Raw genomic sequence first — 17,151 nt, 5'->3', positions numbered from 1 at the left:
GATTAAGGATTAAGGATTAAGGATTAAGGGCGATTCCCGATTCCCGATTCCCGATTCCCGATTCCCGATTCCCGATTCTCTATTCCCGATTCCCGATTCCCGATTCCCGATTCCCGATTCCCGATTCCCTATTACCACTATCCTAACTTTTTCAAAGTGTTGGATTGCTTGAGATCAGACAACGTAGCATTACCGGTGCAGAATAGAGCAGTAGTGATTTCTGCCATCAACAGTTGCACTAAGGCATCAACGGCATCTACTGACTCAGCTGCTGCTTGCAGGAATGGTAATGCTAGACCAGCAATATCGGCTCCTAATGCGATCGCTTTTGCCACATCCAAACCATTGCGCAATCCCCCAGATGCAATTAAGGGAATGTCGGGGGCAATGGCTCGAATACTGGTAATGCACTCAGCGGTTGGTAAACCCCAGTCACCAAAGGTCTGTCCTAACCGACGCTGATGAGCGGTTAATCCTCGCTCACTTTCTACCTTTGCCCAAGACGTGCCCCCGGCACCAGCAACATCAATAGCGGTAACACCAGCCTCCAGCAACCTCTGGGCCATAGCGGCTGAGATGCCATTACCCACTTCTTTAGCAATCACTGGTACCGTTAACTTACTGCATAAACCATTAATTTTGTCAAGTAACCCCTTGAAATTAGTATCCCCGTTAGCTTGAATGCACTCCTGCAAGGGATTGATGTGCAAAATCAGCGCATCTGCTGTTAACAGGTCAACCACCTTTTGGCATTCTTCTAGTCCATAACTGTAGTTCAGCTGAACCGCACCGATGTTGGCAAATAGGATAATATCTGGAGCTTGGGAGCGCACCGCAAAGGTATGACCAACCTCGGGTTTTTCCACAGCTACTCGCTGAGAACCAACCCCCATGCCTAGTTTGTAATGTTGGGCAACCTCAGCCAGACGAAAATTAATCGTTTTTGCCTGTTCAGTACCACCAGTCATAGAAGAAATCAACAATGGTGCTCCCAAGGATTTCCCCAGAAATGTAGTAGATATGTCAATCTCACTGCGGTTTAGTTCTGGTAAGCAACAGTGAGTGAAGCGGTACCTTTCCAGTCCATTGGTATTGGCACGAAATTGAACATCTTCATCCAGACAAATCCTGATGTGGTCAGCCTTTCGCTGTTGGGTTTGGGTCATAATAATTTGGAAAATAAGAGCAATCTGATCACGATTCAGGCGCTAATTACTTTAATTAATTCCACTCCATCCCGACCATCATTATCGTTTAGATAAACCTTTACCTGTTCTTCGGCGGATGTGGGGAGTAGCTTGCCGGTAAAATCTGGACTAATCGGCAGTTCCCGATGTCCTCGGTCTACTAGCACTAATAATTTAATCGTTTGGGGTCTACCATACTCAAGCACCGCGTTTAGAGCAGCACGAATGGTACGTCCTCTATAAATGACATCATCTACCAACACCACTATCTTACGATCAAGATCGAAGGGAATATCTGTTTTTGCCGGGGTACGGATACCAATTCGATCAAGATCATCCCGATAAAAGGTGATATCCAACGCTCCCACTGGCACACTAACCTGCTCTAGGGTTTCAATCTGACGTCCTAGCAACTGAGCTAAAGGAACACCTCTGGTATATATACCCACCAGTGCTAGTTTGGACAAATCACTCACTTGTTCGATCACTTGAGATGCCAAACGATTGACTGTACGGCGCAGTTCTTCAGCTGATAGGATTTCAATGGTTTGAGTAGGCATCCTGGTTAATTAAAAATTTCAGCAGGATACCCCGCCCACAGTCCTATAGTTAGGCGGGGACAGGGCTGTCAAGGTTTTGAGATTATACCAGACGTTCAGCTATTACCGTGGAGCAAGAGATGAAAAGGTTCTAGCATCAGCAATTCCATTGGGAAATAAGCCTTTGTCCCGTTGATATTGCTTCAGGGCTGCCTCTGTGTCTGGTCCAAATACGCCATCTTTTAATCCTTTATAGTAGCCTAGGGAAATCAAGCGATTCTGAAGGCTATTCACTCTTGTGCCACGACTACCTCGTTTTAATGGAGTAATGATGGTAGCAGCAACAGCAATACCAGAATTGCCCCGTAGTGCTGATAACGTACGAGAGTCAGCAATGCCATTTGCTGGCAGTTCCCGAGAAAGCTGATAATCTTTGACTGCAGTCTCAGTTAATTTACCATAGTATCCCGTTATTGGCCCTTTGTAGAATCCCAAGTCTTTGAGGCGATTTTGAAGTTTTGTAACCGATTCGCCATTGCTGCCTGGTCGCAACTCAGTCACGTTGGTAAGAATATCCTTATCTTTATCCTTATCATTAGGATTTTTGGCTAAGTCTGACAAAGTCCGAGAGTCAGCAATACCAGTCACTGGTAGTCCCCTCAAGCGCTGAAATTTTATGACCCCTGCTTCAGTTAAACGACCGTAGAATCCCGTTACTGGACCGTTGTAGACTTTCAACTCCCTCATGCGCTGTTGCAGTTTGGTCACAGCAGTTCCTCTGTTACCTCGCCGTAACTGAGTGGCGCTGTTGATCGAACCACCATTGATTACGAATAAGGTGTTTTGTCCAGCAACGCCATCCGCCCGTAATCCCTTGGCTCGCTGAAATTTAATTACCGCTGCTTGGGTCATGCGCCCGTAATAGCCAGTGATCGGACCATTAAAAAATCCTAAGGTTGTCAACTTCTTTTGCAGATCGCTGACTACCGTTCCTCTACTACCGCGTTTGAGCTGTGTGTTTGTTGGTAGACGAATATCAGTACCAGCAGTTTTATATAACGCTGCTAGGGTTTTTGGTCCAGCCACACCATCTATTGGTAGTCCCTTCTTTTGCTGAAAGATAGCAACATAAGACTGGGTTAACATGTCATAGTTGCCAGTAATCCGACCTTTATAAAAGCCAGCCGCTGCCAACTCTCTCTGAAGAGAAGTCACCTGTGCTCCACGGCTGCCTTTTTGAAGTACTTTAGCACTGGCATTAGCAGCGGTACTGAGGATGGTTAGGGCAATTGCGATCGCACTAATCTTGATCCAAGCTGAACTAGGAATAGTGGGAGTGTTTAGCCCATCTAACCATCGAATTAAACCATTATCATCTTGCCACGGAAAATTATCCGCGTCTTCATAGGACTCGGCAAGATTAACGCAGACTAAGCTTTCCATCGCTTTCCTACCAAATTTTTTTTTATGATAGCCAGTTCTCTAGCAATATTTGTATTGTGTTCATAACACTACTATCTTAATGGAGATCAGCAAGCCCACGTCATCCCCAGTTACCTTCATCGGTCATAACTGCTGATCCGATCATCCCTTTACCTGATCACCCCTTTAGCTGATCACTCCTTCACCAGTTCCCAGGTAATATCTTTGATCCCAATAATGAGCAATCTTGAAGGAGCAATCTTTTAGCAATCTTTCCGGATGTAGTCCATTTCAGGCTGGATTTAAGAGTTATAACGGATGTGATCAAAGTAAATCTCCTGGATAATTACCCTAAAAAGGTAAATCTCCTGGATATTGCCCCCAGCTTACTGCTGGGGGTTTTTATTGTAATCGCGTCGCACAGTGATGCGATCGCCTCAGAAGTGTTGAACAGGGAATAGGTAATAGGTAATAGGGAATCGGGAATCGGGAATCGGGAATCGGGAATAGGTAAGAAGTAGTTTTCGAGGCTTAAGAGTATCGTTAACTACATTTTTGAGCCTGGTCTTGATGCAGGCGTGAGCGACTGCATCAAGACCGGAAGATAAAATCCAAGTTTTACAAAGCTTTTAGCCATTTATCCCTCACCATTATTTGTAAATACCCGCGCGCTTATTGCTATAGAGCAACCCAACTCTCTAGATTAATTCCAAAGGGGATGACCATGCCTAATTTTTGTTGGCCCATCCTCAATTCATATATTCTCAGTCTCTTGGTTTTTTTGAGCCCAACCATGAAATCTTTCCGGAGCTAGTCAATTTCTTGCTGGATTTAAGAGTTATAACGGATGTGATCAAAGTAAATCTCCTGGATAATTACCCTAAAAAGGTAAATCTCCTGGATATTACCCCCAGCTGACTGCTGGGGGTTTTTATTGTGATCGGCGCTCTACAGTAATGGGATCGCGGATCATAACTGTGCCAAAACCGCCTCTGAGCAACCTGACTCTCTAGATTAATTCCAAAGGGGATGACCTAATTTTTGTTGGCCCATCCTCAAGTCATATCTTCTGAGTCTCTTCAGTTTTTTGAGCCCAACCATCACCAATCTTTCCGGATGTAGTCAATTTCAGCCTGGATTTAAGAGTTATAACGGATTTAGTAAAGATAAATCTCCTGGATATTGCCCCCAGCTGACTGCTGGGGGTTTTTATTGTGCTCGGCGCTCTACATACAGTAATGGGATCGCGGATCATCACTGTACCAAAACCCCCTGTGAACAACCTCACTCTTAGGTGCGCTCTTACCATTAAGAATTTAATTCGTCACGGGTCGCACCTCTAGATTCATCAACTTTCGATACGGATGACCATGGGGAATTTTTGTTTGCCCATCGTCAAGTCATATATTCTGAGTTTCTTCGGTTTAATGAGCCCAACCATGATCAATCTTTCCGGATGTAGTCAATTTCCTGGCGGATTTAAGAGTTATAACGGATGTGATCAAAGTAAATCTCCTGGATAATTTTCCTCAGCTGACTGCTGGGGTTTTTTTTTGTAATCGGCGCTCCACAGTGATGCGATCGCGAATCATCACTGTGCCAAAAGGGTGCATCTCATTTTTGCCGTTTGGGTGGTGCGTTACGGGACGGATTGTCCTAACACTTGCTACCGATAAAATAAGGGCTCGCCCGTCTTATCACGCACCCTACGAACATTTACAAATGTGAGATGCACCCTGCCAAAACCCCCTCGCTTATCAACCTAACTCTATAGATTCATCTACTTTCTTTACGGATGACCATGCGTAATTTTTGTTTGCCAATCGTCAAGTCTGTTATTCTGAGTTTCTTAGGTTTTTTGATTCCATCTACTTATCAAACACCCACTTATGGGAATAATTATGAGCTAAGTAGCACACAACCCACTCTCCAATCAATTGAAAACAAAAACTATACTCAAGCTCAAATTGATTATTTTTTGGAAATTGCCTTAGGCTCGGAATACCGCTCCTCCAATCCTACTATCAAAAAATGGGACAGGAATGTGAGGATTAAGGTTATCGGCTTGCCAACCCATGAAGATTGGCAGACTTTGTCAACGGTCATTGATGAAATAAATAGCATTACCCAAGATGCAATTCAAATCAATTTTGATGATAATAATCCCAATTTAAAGATTTATTTTGTTCCCGAATACGAGTTTCGTCGCTATGAGCCTAACTATCGACCGGTCAATTTTGGGTTTGTTCGGACTTGGTGGAATAACCAAGTTATTTATAAGTCAAGAATTATGATTTCTACAACTAGTATTACCCAAAAGGCACGGTCTCACCTAATCCGAGAAGAGCTCACCCAATCTATAGGACTGATGAGGGATTCCTATAAATACAGAAATAGTGTATTTTTCCAAGGCTGGACTGATACGACCGAATATGCGGAGATTGATCAAGCTGTCATAGAAATGCTATATAGACCAGAAATTCGTCCCGGAATGACTAAAGCAGAAGTGATCAATGTTCTGAATAGCCTCAGCTTTGAGAGGTAACTCTACTTGTAAGGTGCGTTAATAACGCACCTTACAAGTAGAGTTACTGGGTAAGTCCTGTCCTATAAAGATTCAGATTAAAAGAATTTAGAGGTGGTGTAAGGACCATAGACCCAATTGCCACTGTTCAGTTGTAGCCAATTCCCATTTCTAGCAACCACAGGTTTGAGCACAGACCCACTGGGAACACAGGTAACAGCCTGACCAGTACCAGGACCAGGGAGTGCTTTCAAACACCCACCATTTGGAGTCTTGACTTTGATTCCTGATTCCAAAGTCGGACTACCTCCACCACCTTCACTACTTCCATCAAATAATTTAGAGGTAGTGTAAGGACCATAAACCCAATTGCCACTGCTCAGCTGCAGCCAATTCCCATTTTTAGCAACCACAGGTTTGAGTGCAGATCCACTGCGGACACAGGCAACAACCTGACCAGTACCAGGACCAGTGAGTGCTTTCAAACAGCCACCATTTGGAGTCTTGACTTTGATTGCTGATTCCAAAGTCGGACTGCCGCCACCCCCTTGTCCACTGTCATTAAAGTATCCAGAGGTAGTGTAAGGACCATAAACCCAATTGCCACTGCTCAGCTGCAGCCAATTCCCATTTTTCGCAACCACAGGTTTGAGTACAGCTCCATTGCTAACACAGACAACAGCTGCGGAAGTATCGCTTGGACCTTTGCGTGCAGTCAAACAACCACCACTTGGAGTGCTTACTTTGATTCCTGATTCCAAAGCCGCAAACACTGGAGCCGTTACACTCAGACTCGCTAACCAGACCGCACATCCTAGTAAACCGAGCCAAGCAGTGTTGGGAATTTTAAACCAGTTGAGGTTGAGTTCTCTTAGATCAGAATTAATCCCTACTGCTTCTTCATAGGATTCATAGGAATGAGTGTAAGCAAGTACTTCCACGTTTATCTCCTTTTTTAAGTTTTATTAAGTTTTGAGGCAATTATGATCAGAATTTCCCCTAAAGTTGAGGAAAAATAGATGGCTTTGCTGTCAGCTGGAAGACCCAAGGGTAATCGGTAATCGGTAATCGGTAAGTGACCCAACTATACTTGATGTCATTCTTTTGTTCAGCAATGCCAAATAGATTGCTGGCAAAAGGTTATAAGACAATTTTCTACCATAGAGTAAAATTTAAGCAAAAAAAAATAATTGCCTGATTAAACGATAACGTTGTGTAAAGCGTTCGCAAAGCGTGGCCAAAGGCCAATCGCATATTGCACTAGACAAAAAACCAACCCTATCCCCAGCCAAATTAAAAAGCAATATCGTGTTAGCTCTAAGGCTTGGTCAATTTTGCCTGGTGTGATCTCGTAGGTAGGTTTCCCTAATAAGGGTTTTTGCTTGACAACACCACTGTAAAAATTAGTCCCCCCCAGCTGAACCTCCAAAATCGCAGCAAAAGCCGATTCACTCCAGCCAGAGTTAGGACTCGGATCAGCAATAGCATCACGGCGACACAGACGCCAGACCTGCTGAGGTTTTCCAGACATCAAGGCTAGGGTCAATACGGTTAATCGACAGGGGATCCAGGTTAGTAAATCTTCAAATTTAGCACTAAACCAACCTAAATTCGTGTAAGGTTCTCGGCGGTAACCGACCATCGAATCTAAAGTACTGGCAGCTTTATAAGCTAAGGCCAGAGGAACACTACCAACCCCAGGAATTAACGCTCCAACAATGGCATAGAACAGAGGGGCTGTGACCCCATCGGTAGTGTTTTCCGCCACCGTTTCTAGGACAGCTCGTAGGATTTCTGACTCACAAAGATTTTCTGTATCACGACCAACATATTGACTTAATCGAGAACGGGCTAGTTTTAATTCTCCGGCAGTTAAAGGCTGTAATACATCCATTGCTGCTGCTCGAAGAGAGCGACCAGCAAAACAACTGGCTAGCAAGATCGTTCCTATGCCTATACCCAAAAATGGATTGAGCCAGATTCCTAGGAAGACAATAAACCATCCAGCTACTCCACTCCCAATAATTAGTCCAATACCCAACCCAATTCCTGCTAGGCGTCGTTGCCAAGGCTGCTGCCAGAAGTGAATTGCTAGCTGAGTGAACTGAGAGATTACCCAGCCCATAATCTGCACTGGATGGACCCAACCCCAAGGATCACCGATTAGATAATCTAGACTAGCCGCCAGCAGCAAAATGACACCATTAGTATGGTTATTACCCAGGATTTGAAGCACTACTTTCTAATTTTATCGACATTCTCTTCCCAGTTAGCCCCATCGAAAGGGACAATGGTAAATCGAGATAGAACATCACCGTCAAGACAACGTAGGTTGACAGAAATCCCATTGGGATGAGAGCGGGGTCGATAGAAAGGATGAATCCCACAGATTTGGCAGAATGTGTGCTTGGCCGTGTGAGTGTTGAAGGTATAACTAGTCAACACTTGATCTCCCTTAAGTAAGCTAAATTGCTCAGGGGAGACAATCAGGTGTAAGATGCCCTTTTTTTTACACATCGAACAATTGCAATCAATTGCCTGATGCTTGTTTACAATTACCTGGAAGCGGACAGCGCCACAATGACAGCCTCCCTCATAAGTAATCGGTTCGTTACTCTTTTTCATGAAAAGAAAAATTGATTCAAACAACGAAACTGGTTTCTTCTCCCATAGCCGCTTGCCAACTACGGGCATCATAATAAAGATCGGCAAGAGTTATAGTGTACAATGCTTCTTTAAGCTTTTGATGCAAACGATGCCAAAGTGTAAATGTAACCCAGTCTTCGGCTTGACCAGCGTCTGGGGTATGGTGGGGTAGTGGTTCGATGGTTTCACCCACTGCTTCTAGGATTTTGCCGAGGGAAATTTCTGTGGGTTCATGGGCTAATTGATAGCCTCCTTGAGCTCCACGAACTGACTTGACTAAGCCAGCACGACGCATCTCAATCAGTAGTTTTTCTAGATATGGAGCTGGTAGACCTTGCCGTTTAGCGATCGCTCTAACCGATGTCGGTCCATACCCTGGTCTTAGGCTCAGATCTAGTAGTGCCTTAACACTGTAGTGTCCACGAGTGGTGAGCTTCATAATAAAATAGCAATCCAATCGGAAAGTGGACGTGGGAGTTAACGGGACAATTTCTTTGAAAGACGCTTAGTCGGAAACGATTTTATGACCTGTTTAAAGATCACGCTCGTTTAATGCACTCAGCTATCAGCATCAAGAGCAGGGGGAACCAAGGAACCCTCTCATCCTGAAGACTATACTTTGAGCGGTATGCTTTTAGCTATCGGCTTCAAGGCAGAAGCTTATATCTTAGACTATCAATGGCTGATAGCTGATAGCCCGCCCTTCTGAATGCAACAGCTCAAAGAAACTATAAAATAGTGTCACCCAATGGAGATAGCCATTGACTTGTGACAGGGATGGAAAGTACAAGTTGCTGGTGGGGAAATTGCCTACAAGAGTAGCCCATACTCTTTTAGGCAATTTTCCCGTGACCCTAGGCAATTTTCCTGTGACCCAGATGATCGGAGTTGTTCACGACCTATTCACAACCTATTGCTGTAGTTGAACGGTAGTTAAAAACTGACTATTAACGAACACAGTTGACACTATCGGTGTAAGATAGTCTCATATACTGATATTAAACTAAGATTTTGTGATCTTAGTTGACAGTCAGTCCAGTAGAAAGGCTGGATACCACTTAAGTCCTTAGTATTAGATTCAAGTTGATGGCTAAAAAGAAAAACATGGCTGCTCCGATCGTTCCTCTGCAGGGCCAAGCATTGGTGGAGAAAGTCAAAAACCTAGGTGGCCTGAGCAAAGAAGAAAAAGCTAGAGCCTGTGGCTACTACACCGTGACAAAAAACGGAGTAGAGCGAGTCAATATGATGAAGTTCCTCAATGCCCTTATTGATGCGGAGGGGATTGAATTAGACAGCAAAGTCAATGGCAATGGTCGTGGCGGACGCAGTGCCAGCTATCGGATTAGTGTGCAGTCTAACGGCAATCTTCTGATTGGCTCGGCTTACACGAAACAAATGGGTTTAGAACCAGGGGACCAGTTTGAAATCACCCTGGGACGCAAGCACATTCACCTTAAACAACTTGATGAAACAGAAGAAGAAGCACTTGAGGCATCCTGAGCCGAATAGACAAGGCTTAGAACGCCTTAACCGGTAAATGTGCTTTCGCTCAAAATGTCAGCATTCCGCCGTCAGTTATCAGCATTAGCGCTACTTGAAACGCTCTGCAAGTAGCCATTGATGATGCCCTCAAGAGAACCAATCCACGAGGCTTTAAACAGTAAGCGTGGTTTGAAAAGGAGCCCATAAGCTTACTCTCTTGATAAACCCAGGCTCCCAAAACATTAGCTGTTTGCAAAGCCGGAAAGTAGCGCGTCAGCTGACTGCTGATAGCTCCATGCCAACTTGATCACTGTCTGTTAAGAAAGCGGTGTATCAATTTCCATCCCCATTTATGGAAACTTCCCAATCTAGCTTTTAATCACTCAATTGGGATATTGTATAAATAACATCCAGTCAGGGGCATCATCAATTCTTCTGGCTGGCTTCAATTTCCATTACTCAAGCAGACCAGTATTAAGCAATAAGTTGAACTAGATCAGCAATTGCCAAATCTCAGGGTCAGAAGACATCAAAATCAGTAGTGAAATATAGGTTCCCCAGAATAAAATTACCATAAATTGTCTATCCCGTCGCGCAACCAACATCCCTGCTATAACCATGGTTAAAGGGACACAAGCGAAGAACAGCCAGGAGCTGAGGTCAGGAGCTTTTGTAATTCCAAAGTGAAGCATCACACTAATGGTAGCAACACCTAGCAGACTCAAACCAATACTCCAAAAACGGGGATAAGATTTGCCGGAAGGCCAATGCCAAATCTCTGTGAGTTGGGCTCCACCAGCAAGGGCTAATGCTGGGTAAACTGGCAACACATACTCAGGCAATTTAGTGACAAAAAAGGAAATGGCGATCAAGTAACCGCCAGCCCATACCAGTACTAATTTAGCCCAGCCCCAATGGCGATTCTGCCAAGCCTGCTGTAACCAGTAGTAAAAGAACAGTAACCAAGGTGCGGAAAATTTTAAAATTTCCCCCAGGTAATACCAAGGAAGAGGATTTTGCCCATCCTCTGCTTTCCAGATCGGGCGTAGGGACTGGTAGAGAATGGCTTTAATTGTAGTAACGGCTCTTTGATCCTGTACCAGCAATGGAACAGTGTACCAAGCAATAGCAGGACTATAGCCTAAAAGCAATCCCAACCACCAATAAGTAGAGCTCAGCAGTCTGGGGGTATCCCATGCTAGAAACAACAAAGTGATTGCTGTGATCAACAATGCCACCACGATCCCCTTAGTAAGGAAAATCAAGCCTAATCCGATGCCCGCTGGCAGTGACCAGCGTGAGTCCCGACGCGATCGCAACACACACCACATCATCAACACCACAAAGCACAGATTAGCTCCATCCAGGATTGCCATACGCCCATAATGGGCTATTGGTAAGAACGTTAGGTAAATCAAGCTAGAGAAAATAGCCTTCTGACGGCAGGGGAAGATTTCTGTAGCAAGACCATAGACTAGCAGTACCGACAGAACACTGAGGATGGCACTAGGTAAGCGCGTAGTCCACTCGTTGACACCACCAAACTGATAAGCCACGGCAATCAGCCAGGCTAGTAGGGGGGGGTGTTCAATTAGGGTTTCACCTTCGAGAGTTGGGTAAAGCCACTGCCCAAATTCCCCCTTTGCTGAAAGTAGTTGAGTAGCAAGATGACTTATGCTTTGCTCTACCTCTTCCAACGAGCCACTGCCCAAATTAATGCTAAACAACAATAGTGCTGCCAGGAGTAACCCTAACAGCGACAATCTCTCAATCCAGCGTTGAGTTCTACGTATGCGGTTTCCCGAGCCACCCCAAGTAAACGTTTTATGATCCATAAATTTACCTTTACCTTTACCTTTACCAATAATTCATAATTAAAGCTAGAAGTTTAACAAAAAACCATGAACGAAGCTAATTTTACCGTTCCCCACCAGACCACGAGCCATCATCCAATTTTTCGGTTCTACTTGGGGGATTATCCCAATGCTGCTAGCCATCTTATCTAATCTACTAACCCCGTTGTCTGGTGTTCTTAACCACAGCAGTATACTTTTTACCTTTAACCTTTCAATTATGTCGGAAAACTAATCGTCTCTAACTAATCGTCTCGCGCGAGCGTGAACAGGCAATTCTGTTGAAGCTGTTTACCGTCAGTGATAGAATGTCCGTTGTTGAAGTGACGGTGCTAAACTATCCAGCATAAATTAAAACTTAACTTTTTTTGAAATTACCAATCAACGTAGAAAAACCTTTGACCTATGAGTATGACTTATGAGTAGTGTGAGCTATGGGTCGAATTAATGATTAGATTGCTGACCAATGGCAAAGTCTGACAATTATACACAAGATAAACACAATATAAACAAAACTAATTAGACAAGTAGGAGCATGACATGGTAACAGACACTCTCAAACCTCCCCATGACTATTTACAGTGGCGTGGGTCTTATCTCCGGGAGGAACTGTTGCTCAGCAATGGTTTAAGTAAGGCACAACAGCAAACAGCTTTGCTTATAGTCTTGAGTAATTCAAACTTGAGTTTTTCGAATCGAGTGTAAGCAAAGTTAAAAAATCTTCTCCAGAATCCTTACCTGTTCACTGTTCCGAAGTTCTGAAGTTGCCTACTTATGTAATAAGTCCTATGAAAGTGATACACTACCAGGACACAAAGGGCATGCTTAAGATAGGCTATAGACGGTTTTATTACTGTGACCTATAGCTCTGTCATTGACCATCGACTGCTACGAGCAATGTTCTAGAACTTACCTCAAGTTCAGATTCACTGCTAACCGATCACTTGTTGACCAAGCCAGCCCATGGAGTTGAACACAGAATAATGAGGAATTTCTACCTAAGTTGATCACTTGCGACACTTACGCATATGGAAAGCTCATTTGAACTAACCCTACAGATGGTTATCGCCATCTTCGCTGGGATCAGTGCCCAGGTAATGGGTGAGTATTTAAAAATTCCCAGCATTGTCTTTTTGCTGATGTTTGGCACTCTACTCGGACCAGATGGCTTCGGTCTTTTGCACCCACAGAAGCTAGGGGTTGGTCTAGAGGTAATTGTTGCCCTCTCAGTGGCAGTTATTCTGTTTGAAGGAGGGCTTAACCTAGATCTGCGGGATCTGGGCAAAGTGTCTGGTAGTCTGAGAAATCTAGTTACCATAGGAACACTGATTACCCTGTTAGGAGGTGGTATGGCGGCTCACTGGCTAGGGGAGTTTCCTTGGCCGATTGCTTTTCTCTATGCCTCTCTAGTGGTGGTCACCGGACCAACGGTGATTAGCCCTCTGCTAAAACAGGTGAAAGTGGATCGACGTGTAGAAACCCTCCTAGAAGGGGAAGGGGTTCTCATTGATCCAGTCGGGGCAATTTTGGCAGTGGTTGTCCTGGATACAATTTTAAATAGTGATGCTGGTGCAAATGCAGCATTTGTCGGTCTAGGTCTTCGTTTGAGCATCGGTGCTGTTATTGGGGGCTTAGGGGGCTGGTTAATGGGGTTTCTTCTCAAGCAAGCACGCTTCATCTCAGAAGAACTCAAAAACTTAGTCGTACTGGCTGGCATGTGGGGTTTGTTTGGCTTGGCTCAGATGGTTCGCTCTGAATCCGGTTTGATGGCAACGGTAGTGGCTGGAGTAGTGATGGGAGCCTCTGACCTGCCTGAAGAGCGCTTGTTGCGACGCTTCAAGGGACAATTAACTGTCCTTGGGGTTTCCATGTTATTCGTACTCCTCTCCGCTGACCTATCCATCGCCAGTGTGTTTGCCCTAGGCTGGGGCAGTATCTTTACCGTCTTGGTGTTGATGTTGGTGGTGCGCCCCATCAGTGTGGTGGTTTGTACTTGGAATAGTGATCTCAATTGGCGGCAAAAATTATTTGTGTCCTGGATTGGTCCTAAGGGAATTGTCAGTGCTTCTGTGGCTTCCTTGTTTGCCATTCTCCTAACGGAACGGGGGTTTAATGGTGGTGACTCGATTAAAGCCTTGGTATTCCTCACCATTATGTTGACGGTAGTTTTACAAGGTTTGACCGCTCGTTGGGTCGCCAAATGGCTAAAACTTAACCCAGAGGAGGAGGCAACTGGTGCTGTAATTATCGGTTGTAATCCGATGAGCCGTCTGATTGCTCGTTTGTTTCAAGAACGAGGAGAGTCTGTTGTGCTGATTGATACAGACCCAGAAGCATGCCAAAAAGCAAGGGACGAAAATCTGCGGGTTTTCCAAAGCAGTGGTTTGGATGTGGATGTTCTAGAAGAAGCTGGCATCGAATCGGTGGGAACGTTCCTAGCAATGACCAAGAATGGTGAGATTAACTTGGTATTGGCTCAACGAGCAGCAGAGGAGTTTAATCCACCGCGAGTCTTAGCAGTGTTTCCTCGTGACCCCCAAGTCAATAGCAACAACAATAAAACCAAGGTTAATCAGGCCTTCATGGCACAACTACCGATCAAAACTTGGATCCAGTACATTAATGATGGGCAAATCAAGTTGGGCAAAACCACTCTCAAGGAAGCTGGATTTGGTTTTCAGCGAGCTCATCTACAAGCTTTAATTCGCTCTGGAGAACTGGTACCTTTGCTACTTCAGAGGGAAAAGAGTTTTCAAGTGGCCAGTGGTAATGAAGATTGGCAACCGGGGGATAATATTATTTACTTGCTCCATGACCCTAGACCAAAACTTCTGAAGCGTTTATCCGGTGGGACTTCTTCCTCTCGTCTGGCCCTCGAAAAGCTACCCAAAGTCGAGGAATTGCCAATTGCTACAGGGGCATCGAATTCAACAGTAGATGAAAGTGTGAATTAGATGTATAGCAAAGGGAACAACGGATCATAGGAACAGGGAGTAGGCAATATGGCATCAAAAATTATCACAATTCCTACACGGATACCTGTTGCACCTAGAAACCGAATAATGCCATTATCCTTTAATGGCATTATTTGGTTTCTAACCCAATAAAATTCACAAAACCTGTTATCAGGTTATCCAATCAGGTGAAATCCTTACATTTCGGCAACTGTGCAATAGCATGATCAGCAATTGCACAGTTTGACATTGACTTTCATTAAGGTTAATTTTGAAGACTTTTTGGTAAAATTCAGGAAGCATTTCTATTTTAGGGTTGTCCACTAGACAACTCTATTCTTTTTTGGGTTCGTTTGCTCAAATCCTTATCCTATCTACTTTTCACTCTTATTGTCACCCCCTGAGCAGGTGCGGAAACAAGTGACCCAAACAGCCCCTCAGCCCTTCTCCGGGACCCCAAGTCTCCTTCTGTTAACCGTTCACTTTAATTTTTTCCGACTACTTAAATTAAGAAAATCAGAACATATATCAAGCTATATATAATTTACATCTATCTTGGGTAGTATATAGCGTTGATCATACTTATGACGTAGATTCAACTTTCTTAGGAGAGAATCAGCCATATAAAACCATGGCTCGGAGGTAAAAACAGCAGAAAGCAGATGCTAATTTCCTGATTTGCTTGTGTAAGTGCAAAACTAATTCAGCTTTAATAACCAGAGCCTATATCTGAATTTATAAACTCAATATTATATTAAAATCAGGGGTTTTATATAAGAGTATTAGTCATTGTTTTTGAGCTTAATAAATGCAAGATTATACTCTCAATAAATATATTTAATCCCATAGTAACTATCACAGATAACGAGATATAAAATTATCAAATGATCCAAAACAATAATTATCGGGAAAAGCAACAAGAGCAGCTAAATCAGCTTCTGAGTAAAGATAATCGCTATAAAGTTGTAGAATTATTGGGTGAAGGAGGCTTTGGGAAAACTTGGGAAGTAGATGACCAAGGTAAGCGAAAAGTATTAAAAGTTCTGCACGACGAAAGTCCCAAGGCTATAGAGTTATTTAAACGGGAAGCGGAGGTACTCAAAAAGCTAAATCATCCAGGAATTCCTAAAGTCGATCCAGATGGCTACTTTATTCTCAGGCAAGAAGGTGGGAATCAGGATTTGCACTGCTTAGTGATGGAAAAAATTGAGGGGTTGGATTTAGAGAAGTGGCTAAAAAAGAATGGCTATCAACCCATCACACAAGAGCAAGCGATCGCATGGTTGAAACAACTGGCAGAAATCTTAGCTCTAGTGCATGAGCAGAACTGGTTTCACCGGGATATTAAACCTGCTAACATCATGCTCAGACCTAATGGTCAGTTAGCTTTGATTGACTTTGGTGCAGTTAGGGAGGTGACGGATACCTTTGTTGAAAAGCATCAACAAGGCAATGTTACGAAAATTGGGTCACCAGCTTACGCGCCGCCGGAACAATTTGAAGGTAGAGTCGAGTATAGGTCTGATTTTTTTGCCCTAGGGCGTAGCTTTGTCTATTTACTGACAGGCAAACTTGATAACAATTGGCACAATTGGCCAGACAGCGCGACCCAAATATCTGACCCACTGGCAGATTTAATTAATGATCTAATGGCTCCCTCACCAGAGCGGAGACCTAAGAATGCCCAAGATATTCTACAGCGCCTAGAAATAATTGATATCGAGTCTTCCATTCTCTCAATTCTGTCAGTACTGGGTCAACCAGCAAGATTGATTGCAGAGCCGATTCTTAGAAGCAAAATTCCCAAGTGGGCAAAGCAGAGCCGGATTCCTAAAATTGCCCTCTACGGTAGAACAGGAGCGGGTAAATCATCTCTGGTCAATGCCATGATGGGAAAGCAGGTTGCTAAGGTTAGGGTTGATAAACCGGAAACCCTAGACCCTGAATCTTACCCATGCGAGCGCAATGGACGGAGCTTAGAAATTGTAGATTCCCGTGGTGTAGGGGAAAAGTCCAAGGACGATCCGGCATTCCAGTCAGCCATTGACTACATTGTTGAACAAAATGTTGAGCGCAGTCCCCACCTAGAATCTTTGATTTAGGTGGGGTTAGCGAAACCAATAAACAAAGCGCAGCATCCTTATTCTGGCTTTTCCTGATTCTGGACATATGCAATCAGCTTTTGTAATGGAGCTTGTGTTCCTACTGAAATCAAAGCATAGCTGCCACCCCAGAACATCGGTTTTTCTGACCAGTAAAAACGTTTTAGATGAGCTGCATACTCTTTCCGCATTAGTCGAGAGGAAACAGTTTTGAGGTTATTTACTAGTGCAGCGCGGTAGAAATGCTTGAGCAGCTGCGGATAATGGTGAAACAGAAGGATGAACCGCTGACCCACTCGATGCTCAGCTCATCCTATTACACTCTTCACAACTAGGCTATGCCTAACCCCCATCCCTTGAGGATGCAATGAGCACGGTAACAGTGAACCAGCTGAGGGCATGATGTCTTCTCAAAAAAAGGAACTAGTTCTCAACTCTGACT

General features: G+C 44.1%; 18 protein-coding genes. 7 read left to right on the top strand and 11 right to left on the bottom strand.

Translation table 11 applies throughout. The annotated features are described in order from the left end of the window. Positions 1-9: 9 nt before the first annotated feature. The 4 genes from F6K46_RS22705 to F6K46_RS22690 form a co-directional block, all read right to left on the bottom strand. A complete protein-coding gene (locus tag F6K46_RS22705; protein ID WP_143727905.1) occupies positions 10-138 on the bottom strand; it encodes an AraC family transcriptional regulator in 129 nt (42 codons plus the stop codon). After that, the gene (gene fni, locus F6K46_RS22700) at positions 138-1,166 is read right to left on the bottom strand and encodes a type 2 isopentenyl-diphosphate Delta-isomerase (protein ID WP_075905122.1); all 1,029 of its coding nucleotides are present in this window, start codon (positions 1,164-1,166) and stop codon (positions 138-140) included. Before fni ends, F6K46_RS22705 begins: the two co-directional genes overlap by 1 nt. Before the next feature lie 35 nt (positions 1,167-1,201). Further along, the gene (pyrR, locus tag F6K46_RS22695) at positions 1,202-1,747 is read right to left on the bottom strand and encodes a bifunctional pyr operon transcriptional regulator/uracil phosphoribosyltransferase PyrR (protein WP_008184410.1); all 546 of its coding nucleotides are present in this window, start codon (positions 1,745-1,747) and stop codon (positions 1,202-1,204) included. A gap of 102 nt (positions 1,748-1,849) precedes the next feature. Further along, positions 1,850-3,169 (bottom strand): peptidoglycan-binding protein, encoded by a 1,320-nt coding sequence (locus F6K46_RS22690; RefSeq protein ID WP_075905120.1) that lies wholly within the window; start codon positions 3,167-3,169, stop codon positions 1,850-1,852. 299 nt (positions 3,170-3,468) lie between these two features. Between F6K46_RS22690 and F6K46_RS22685 the strand changes: the two genes are divergently transcribed. From F6K46_RS22685 to F6K46_RS22675, 3 genes are all read left to right on the top strand, one after another. Further along, entirely contained in the window at positions 3,469-3,609 is a 141-nt protein-coding gene (locus F6K46_RS22685; protein WP_198954246.1) for a hypothetical protein, read from the top strand. A gap of 1,036 nt (positions 3,610-4,645) precedes the next feature. Further along, positions 4,646-4,876 (top strand): hypothetical protein, encoded by a 231-nt coding sequence (locus F6K46_RS22680; protein WP_149030925.1) that lies wholly within the window; start codon positions 4,646-4,648, stop codon positions 4,874-4,876. Between the two features lie 67 nt (positions 4,877-4,943). Further along, positions 4,944-5,693 carry a DUF2927 domain-containing protein gene (locus F6K46_RS22675; RefSeq protein ID WP_293059418.1) on the top strand — a complete coding sequence of 250 codons (750 nt, stop codon included), beginning with the start codon at positions 4,944-4,946 and terminating at the stop codon, positions 5,691-5,693. A gap of 77 nt (positions 5,694-5,770) precedes the next feature. Here the strand turns inward: F6K46_RS22675 and F6K46_RS22670 are convergent, their stop codons facing one another. From F6K46_RS22670 to F6K46_RS22655, 4 genes are all read right to left on the bottom strand, one after another. Beyond that, complete coding sequence (locus F6K46_RS22670; RefSeq protein ID WP_293059420.1) at positions 5,771-6,613, bottom strand: hypothetical protein; 843 nt, start codon at positions 6,611-6,613, stop codon at positions 5,771-5,773. Positions 6,614-6,870: 257 nt separating this feature from the next. After that, the gene (gene cbiB / locus F6K46_RS22665) at positions 6,871-7,908 is read right to left on the bottom strand and encodes an adenosylcobinamide-phosphate synthase CbiB (RefSeq protein ID WP_293059422.1); all 1,038 of its coding nucleotides are present in this window, start codon (positions 7,906-7,908) and stop codon (positions 6,871-6,873) included. Next, complete coding sequence (locus F6K46_RS22660; protein ID WP_070392487.1) at positions 7,908-8,297, bottom strand: GFA family protein; 390 nt, start codon at positions 8,295-8,297, stop codon at positions 7,908-7,910. Before F6K46_RS22660 ends, cbiB begins: the two co-directional genes overlap by 1 nt. Positions 8,298-8,313: 16 nt before the next feature. Beyond that, positions 8,314-8,757, bottom strand: coding sequence for an Rrf2 family transcriptional regulator (locus tag F6K46_RS22655; protein ID WP_070392486.1), 444 nt, complete (start codon positions 8,755-8,757; stop codon positions 8,314-8,316). A 647-nt stretch (positions 8,758-9,404) separates the two neighbouring features. On the opposite strand from F6K46_RS22655, the gene F6K46_RS22650 reads away from it, so the two are divergent. Beyond that, positions 9,405-9,818: an AbrB family transcriptional regulator gene (locus F6K46_RS22650; RefSeq protein ID WP_075905110.1), complete on the top strand. Its 414-nt coding sequence runs from the start codon at positions 9,405-9,407 to the stop codon at positions 9,816-9,818. Positions 9,819-10,291: 473 nt separating this feature from the next. Here the strand turns inward: F6K46_RS22650 and F6K46_RS22645 are convergent, their stop codons facing one another. Then, positions 10,292-11,635, bottom strand: coding sequence for a glycosyltransferase family 39 protein (locus F6K46_RS22645; RefSeq protein ID WP_293059432.1), 1,344 nt, complete (start codon positions 11,633-11,635; stop codon positions 10,292-10,294). Between the two features lie 558 nt (positions 11,636-12,193). Between F6K46_RS22645 and F6K46_RS22640 the strand changes: the two genes are divergently transcribed. Both F6K46_RS22640 and F6K46_RS22635 read left to right on the top strand, forming a co-directional pair. Beyond that, positions 12,194-12,358, top strand: coding sequence for a hypothetical protein (locus tag F6K46_RS22640; protein ID WP_293040370.1), 165 nt, complete (start codon positions 12,194-12,196; stop codon positions 12,356-12,358). A 323-nt stretch (positions 12,359-12,681) separates the two neighbouring features. Beyond that, complete coding sequence (locus F6K46_RS22635) at positions 12,682-14,607, top strand: cation:proton antiporter (RefSeq protein WP_293059435.1); 1,926 nt, start codon at positions 12,682-12,684, stop codon at positions 14,605-14,607. Here F6K46_RS22635 and F6K46_RS22630 read toward each other — a convergent pair. After that, on the bottom strand, positions 14,604-14,738 hold the full coding sequence (locus tag F6K46_RS22630; protein ID WP_293059438.1) for a hypothetical protein: 135 nt from the start codon (positions 14,736-14,738) through the stop codon (positions 14,604-14,606). The genes F6K46_RS22635 and F6K46_RS22630 overlap by 4 nt on opposite strands. A 753-nt stretch (positions 14,739-15,491) precedes the next feature. Here F6K46_RS22630 and F6K46_RS22625 point away from each other — a divergent pair. Then, positions 15,492-16,709, top strand: a complete 1,218-nt coding sequence (locus F6K46_RS22625; protein WP_293059440.1) for a serine/threonine-protein kinase — start codon at positions 15,492-15,494, stop codon at positions 16,707-16,709. A 38-nt stretch (positions 16,710-16,747) separates the two neighbouring features. Here F6K46_RS22625 and F6K46_RS22620 read toward each other — a convergent pair whose 3' ends face one another. Beyond that, on the bottom strand, positions 16,748-17,005 hold the full coding sequence (locus tag F6K46_RS22620) for a transposase (RefSeq protein WP_293059442.1): 258 nt from the start codon (positions 17,003-17,005) through the stop codon (positions 16,748-16,750). Between the last annotated feature and the right edge of the window lie 146 nt (positions 17,006-17,151).

It is taken from the genome of Moorena sp. SIO3E8 (assembly GCF_010692445.1).
In the GTDB taxonomy this organism is placed as follows: domain Bacteria; phylum Cyanobacteriota; class Cyanobacteriia; order Cyanobacteriales; family Coleofasciculaceae; genus Moorena; species Moorena bouillonii.
The sequence above is the reverse complement of the archived record's forward strand: the minus strand, read 5'-3'. Positions and strand labels throughout refer to the sequence as shown.

Bases quoted from the DNA above. Each gene is read 5' to 3' on its own strand.
- F6K46_RS22650 (WP_075905110.1), top strand. From the start codon at position 9,405: ATGGCTAAAAAGAAAAACATGGCTGCTCCGATCGTTCCTCTGCAGGGC.
- pyrR (WP_008184410.1), bottom strand. From the start codon at position 1,747: ATGCCTACTCAAACCATTGAAATCCTATCAGCTGAAGAACTGCGCCGT.
- F6K46_RS22655 (WP_070392486.1), bottom strand. From the start codon at position 8,757: ATGAAGCTCACCACTCGTGGACACTACAGTGTTAAGGCACTACTAGAT.
- F6K46_RS22625 (WP_293059440.1), top strand. From the start codon at position 15,492: ATGATCCAAAACAATAATTATCGGGAAAAGCAACAAGAGCAGCTAAAT.
- F6K46_RS22630 (WP_293059438.1), bottom strand. From the start codon at position 14,738: ATGCCATTAAAGGATAATGGCATTATTCGGTTTCTAGGTGCAACAGGT.
- fni (WP_075905122.1), bottom strand. From the start codon at position 1,166: ATGACCCAAACCCAACAGCGAAAGGCTGACCACATCAGGATTTGTCTG.
- F6K46_RS22660 (WP_070392487.1), bottom strand. From the start codon at position 8,297: ATGAAAAAGAGTAACGAACCGATTACTTATGAGGGAGGCTGTCATTGT.
- F6K46_RS22645 (WP_293059432.1), bottom strand. From the start codon at position 11,635: ATGGATCATAAAACGTTTACTTGGGGTGGCTCGGGAAACCGCATACGT.
- F6K46_RS22675 (WP_293059418.1), top strand. From the start codon at position 4,944: ATGACCATGCGTAATTTTTGTTTGCCAATCGTCAAGTCTGTTATTCTG.
- F6K46_RS22635 (WP_293059435.1), top strand. From the start codon at position 12,682: ATGGAAAGCTCATTTGAACTAACCCTACAGATGGTTATCGCCATCTTC.
- F6K46_RS22690 (WP_075905120.1), bottom strand. From the start codon at position 3,169: ATGGAAAGCTTAGTCTGCGTTAATCTTGCCGAGTCCTATGAAGACGCG.
- F6K46_RS22640 (WP_293040370.1), top strand. From the start codon at position 12,194: ATGGTAACAGACACTCTCAAACCTCCCCATGACTATTTACAGTGGCGT.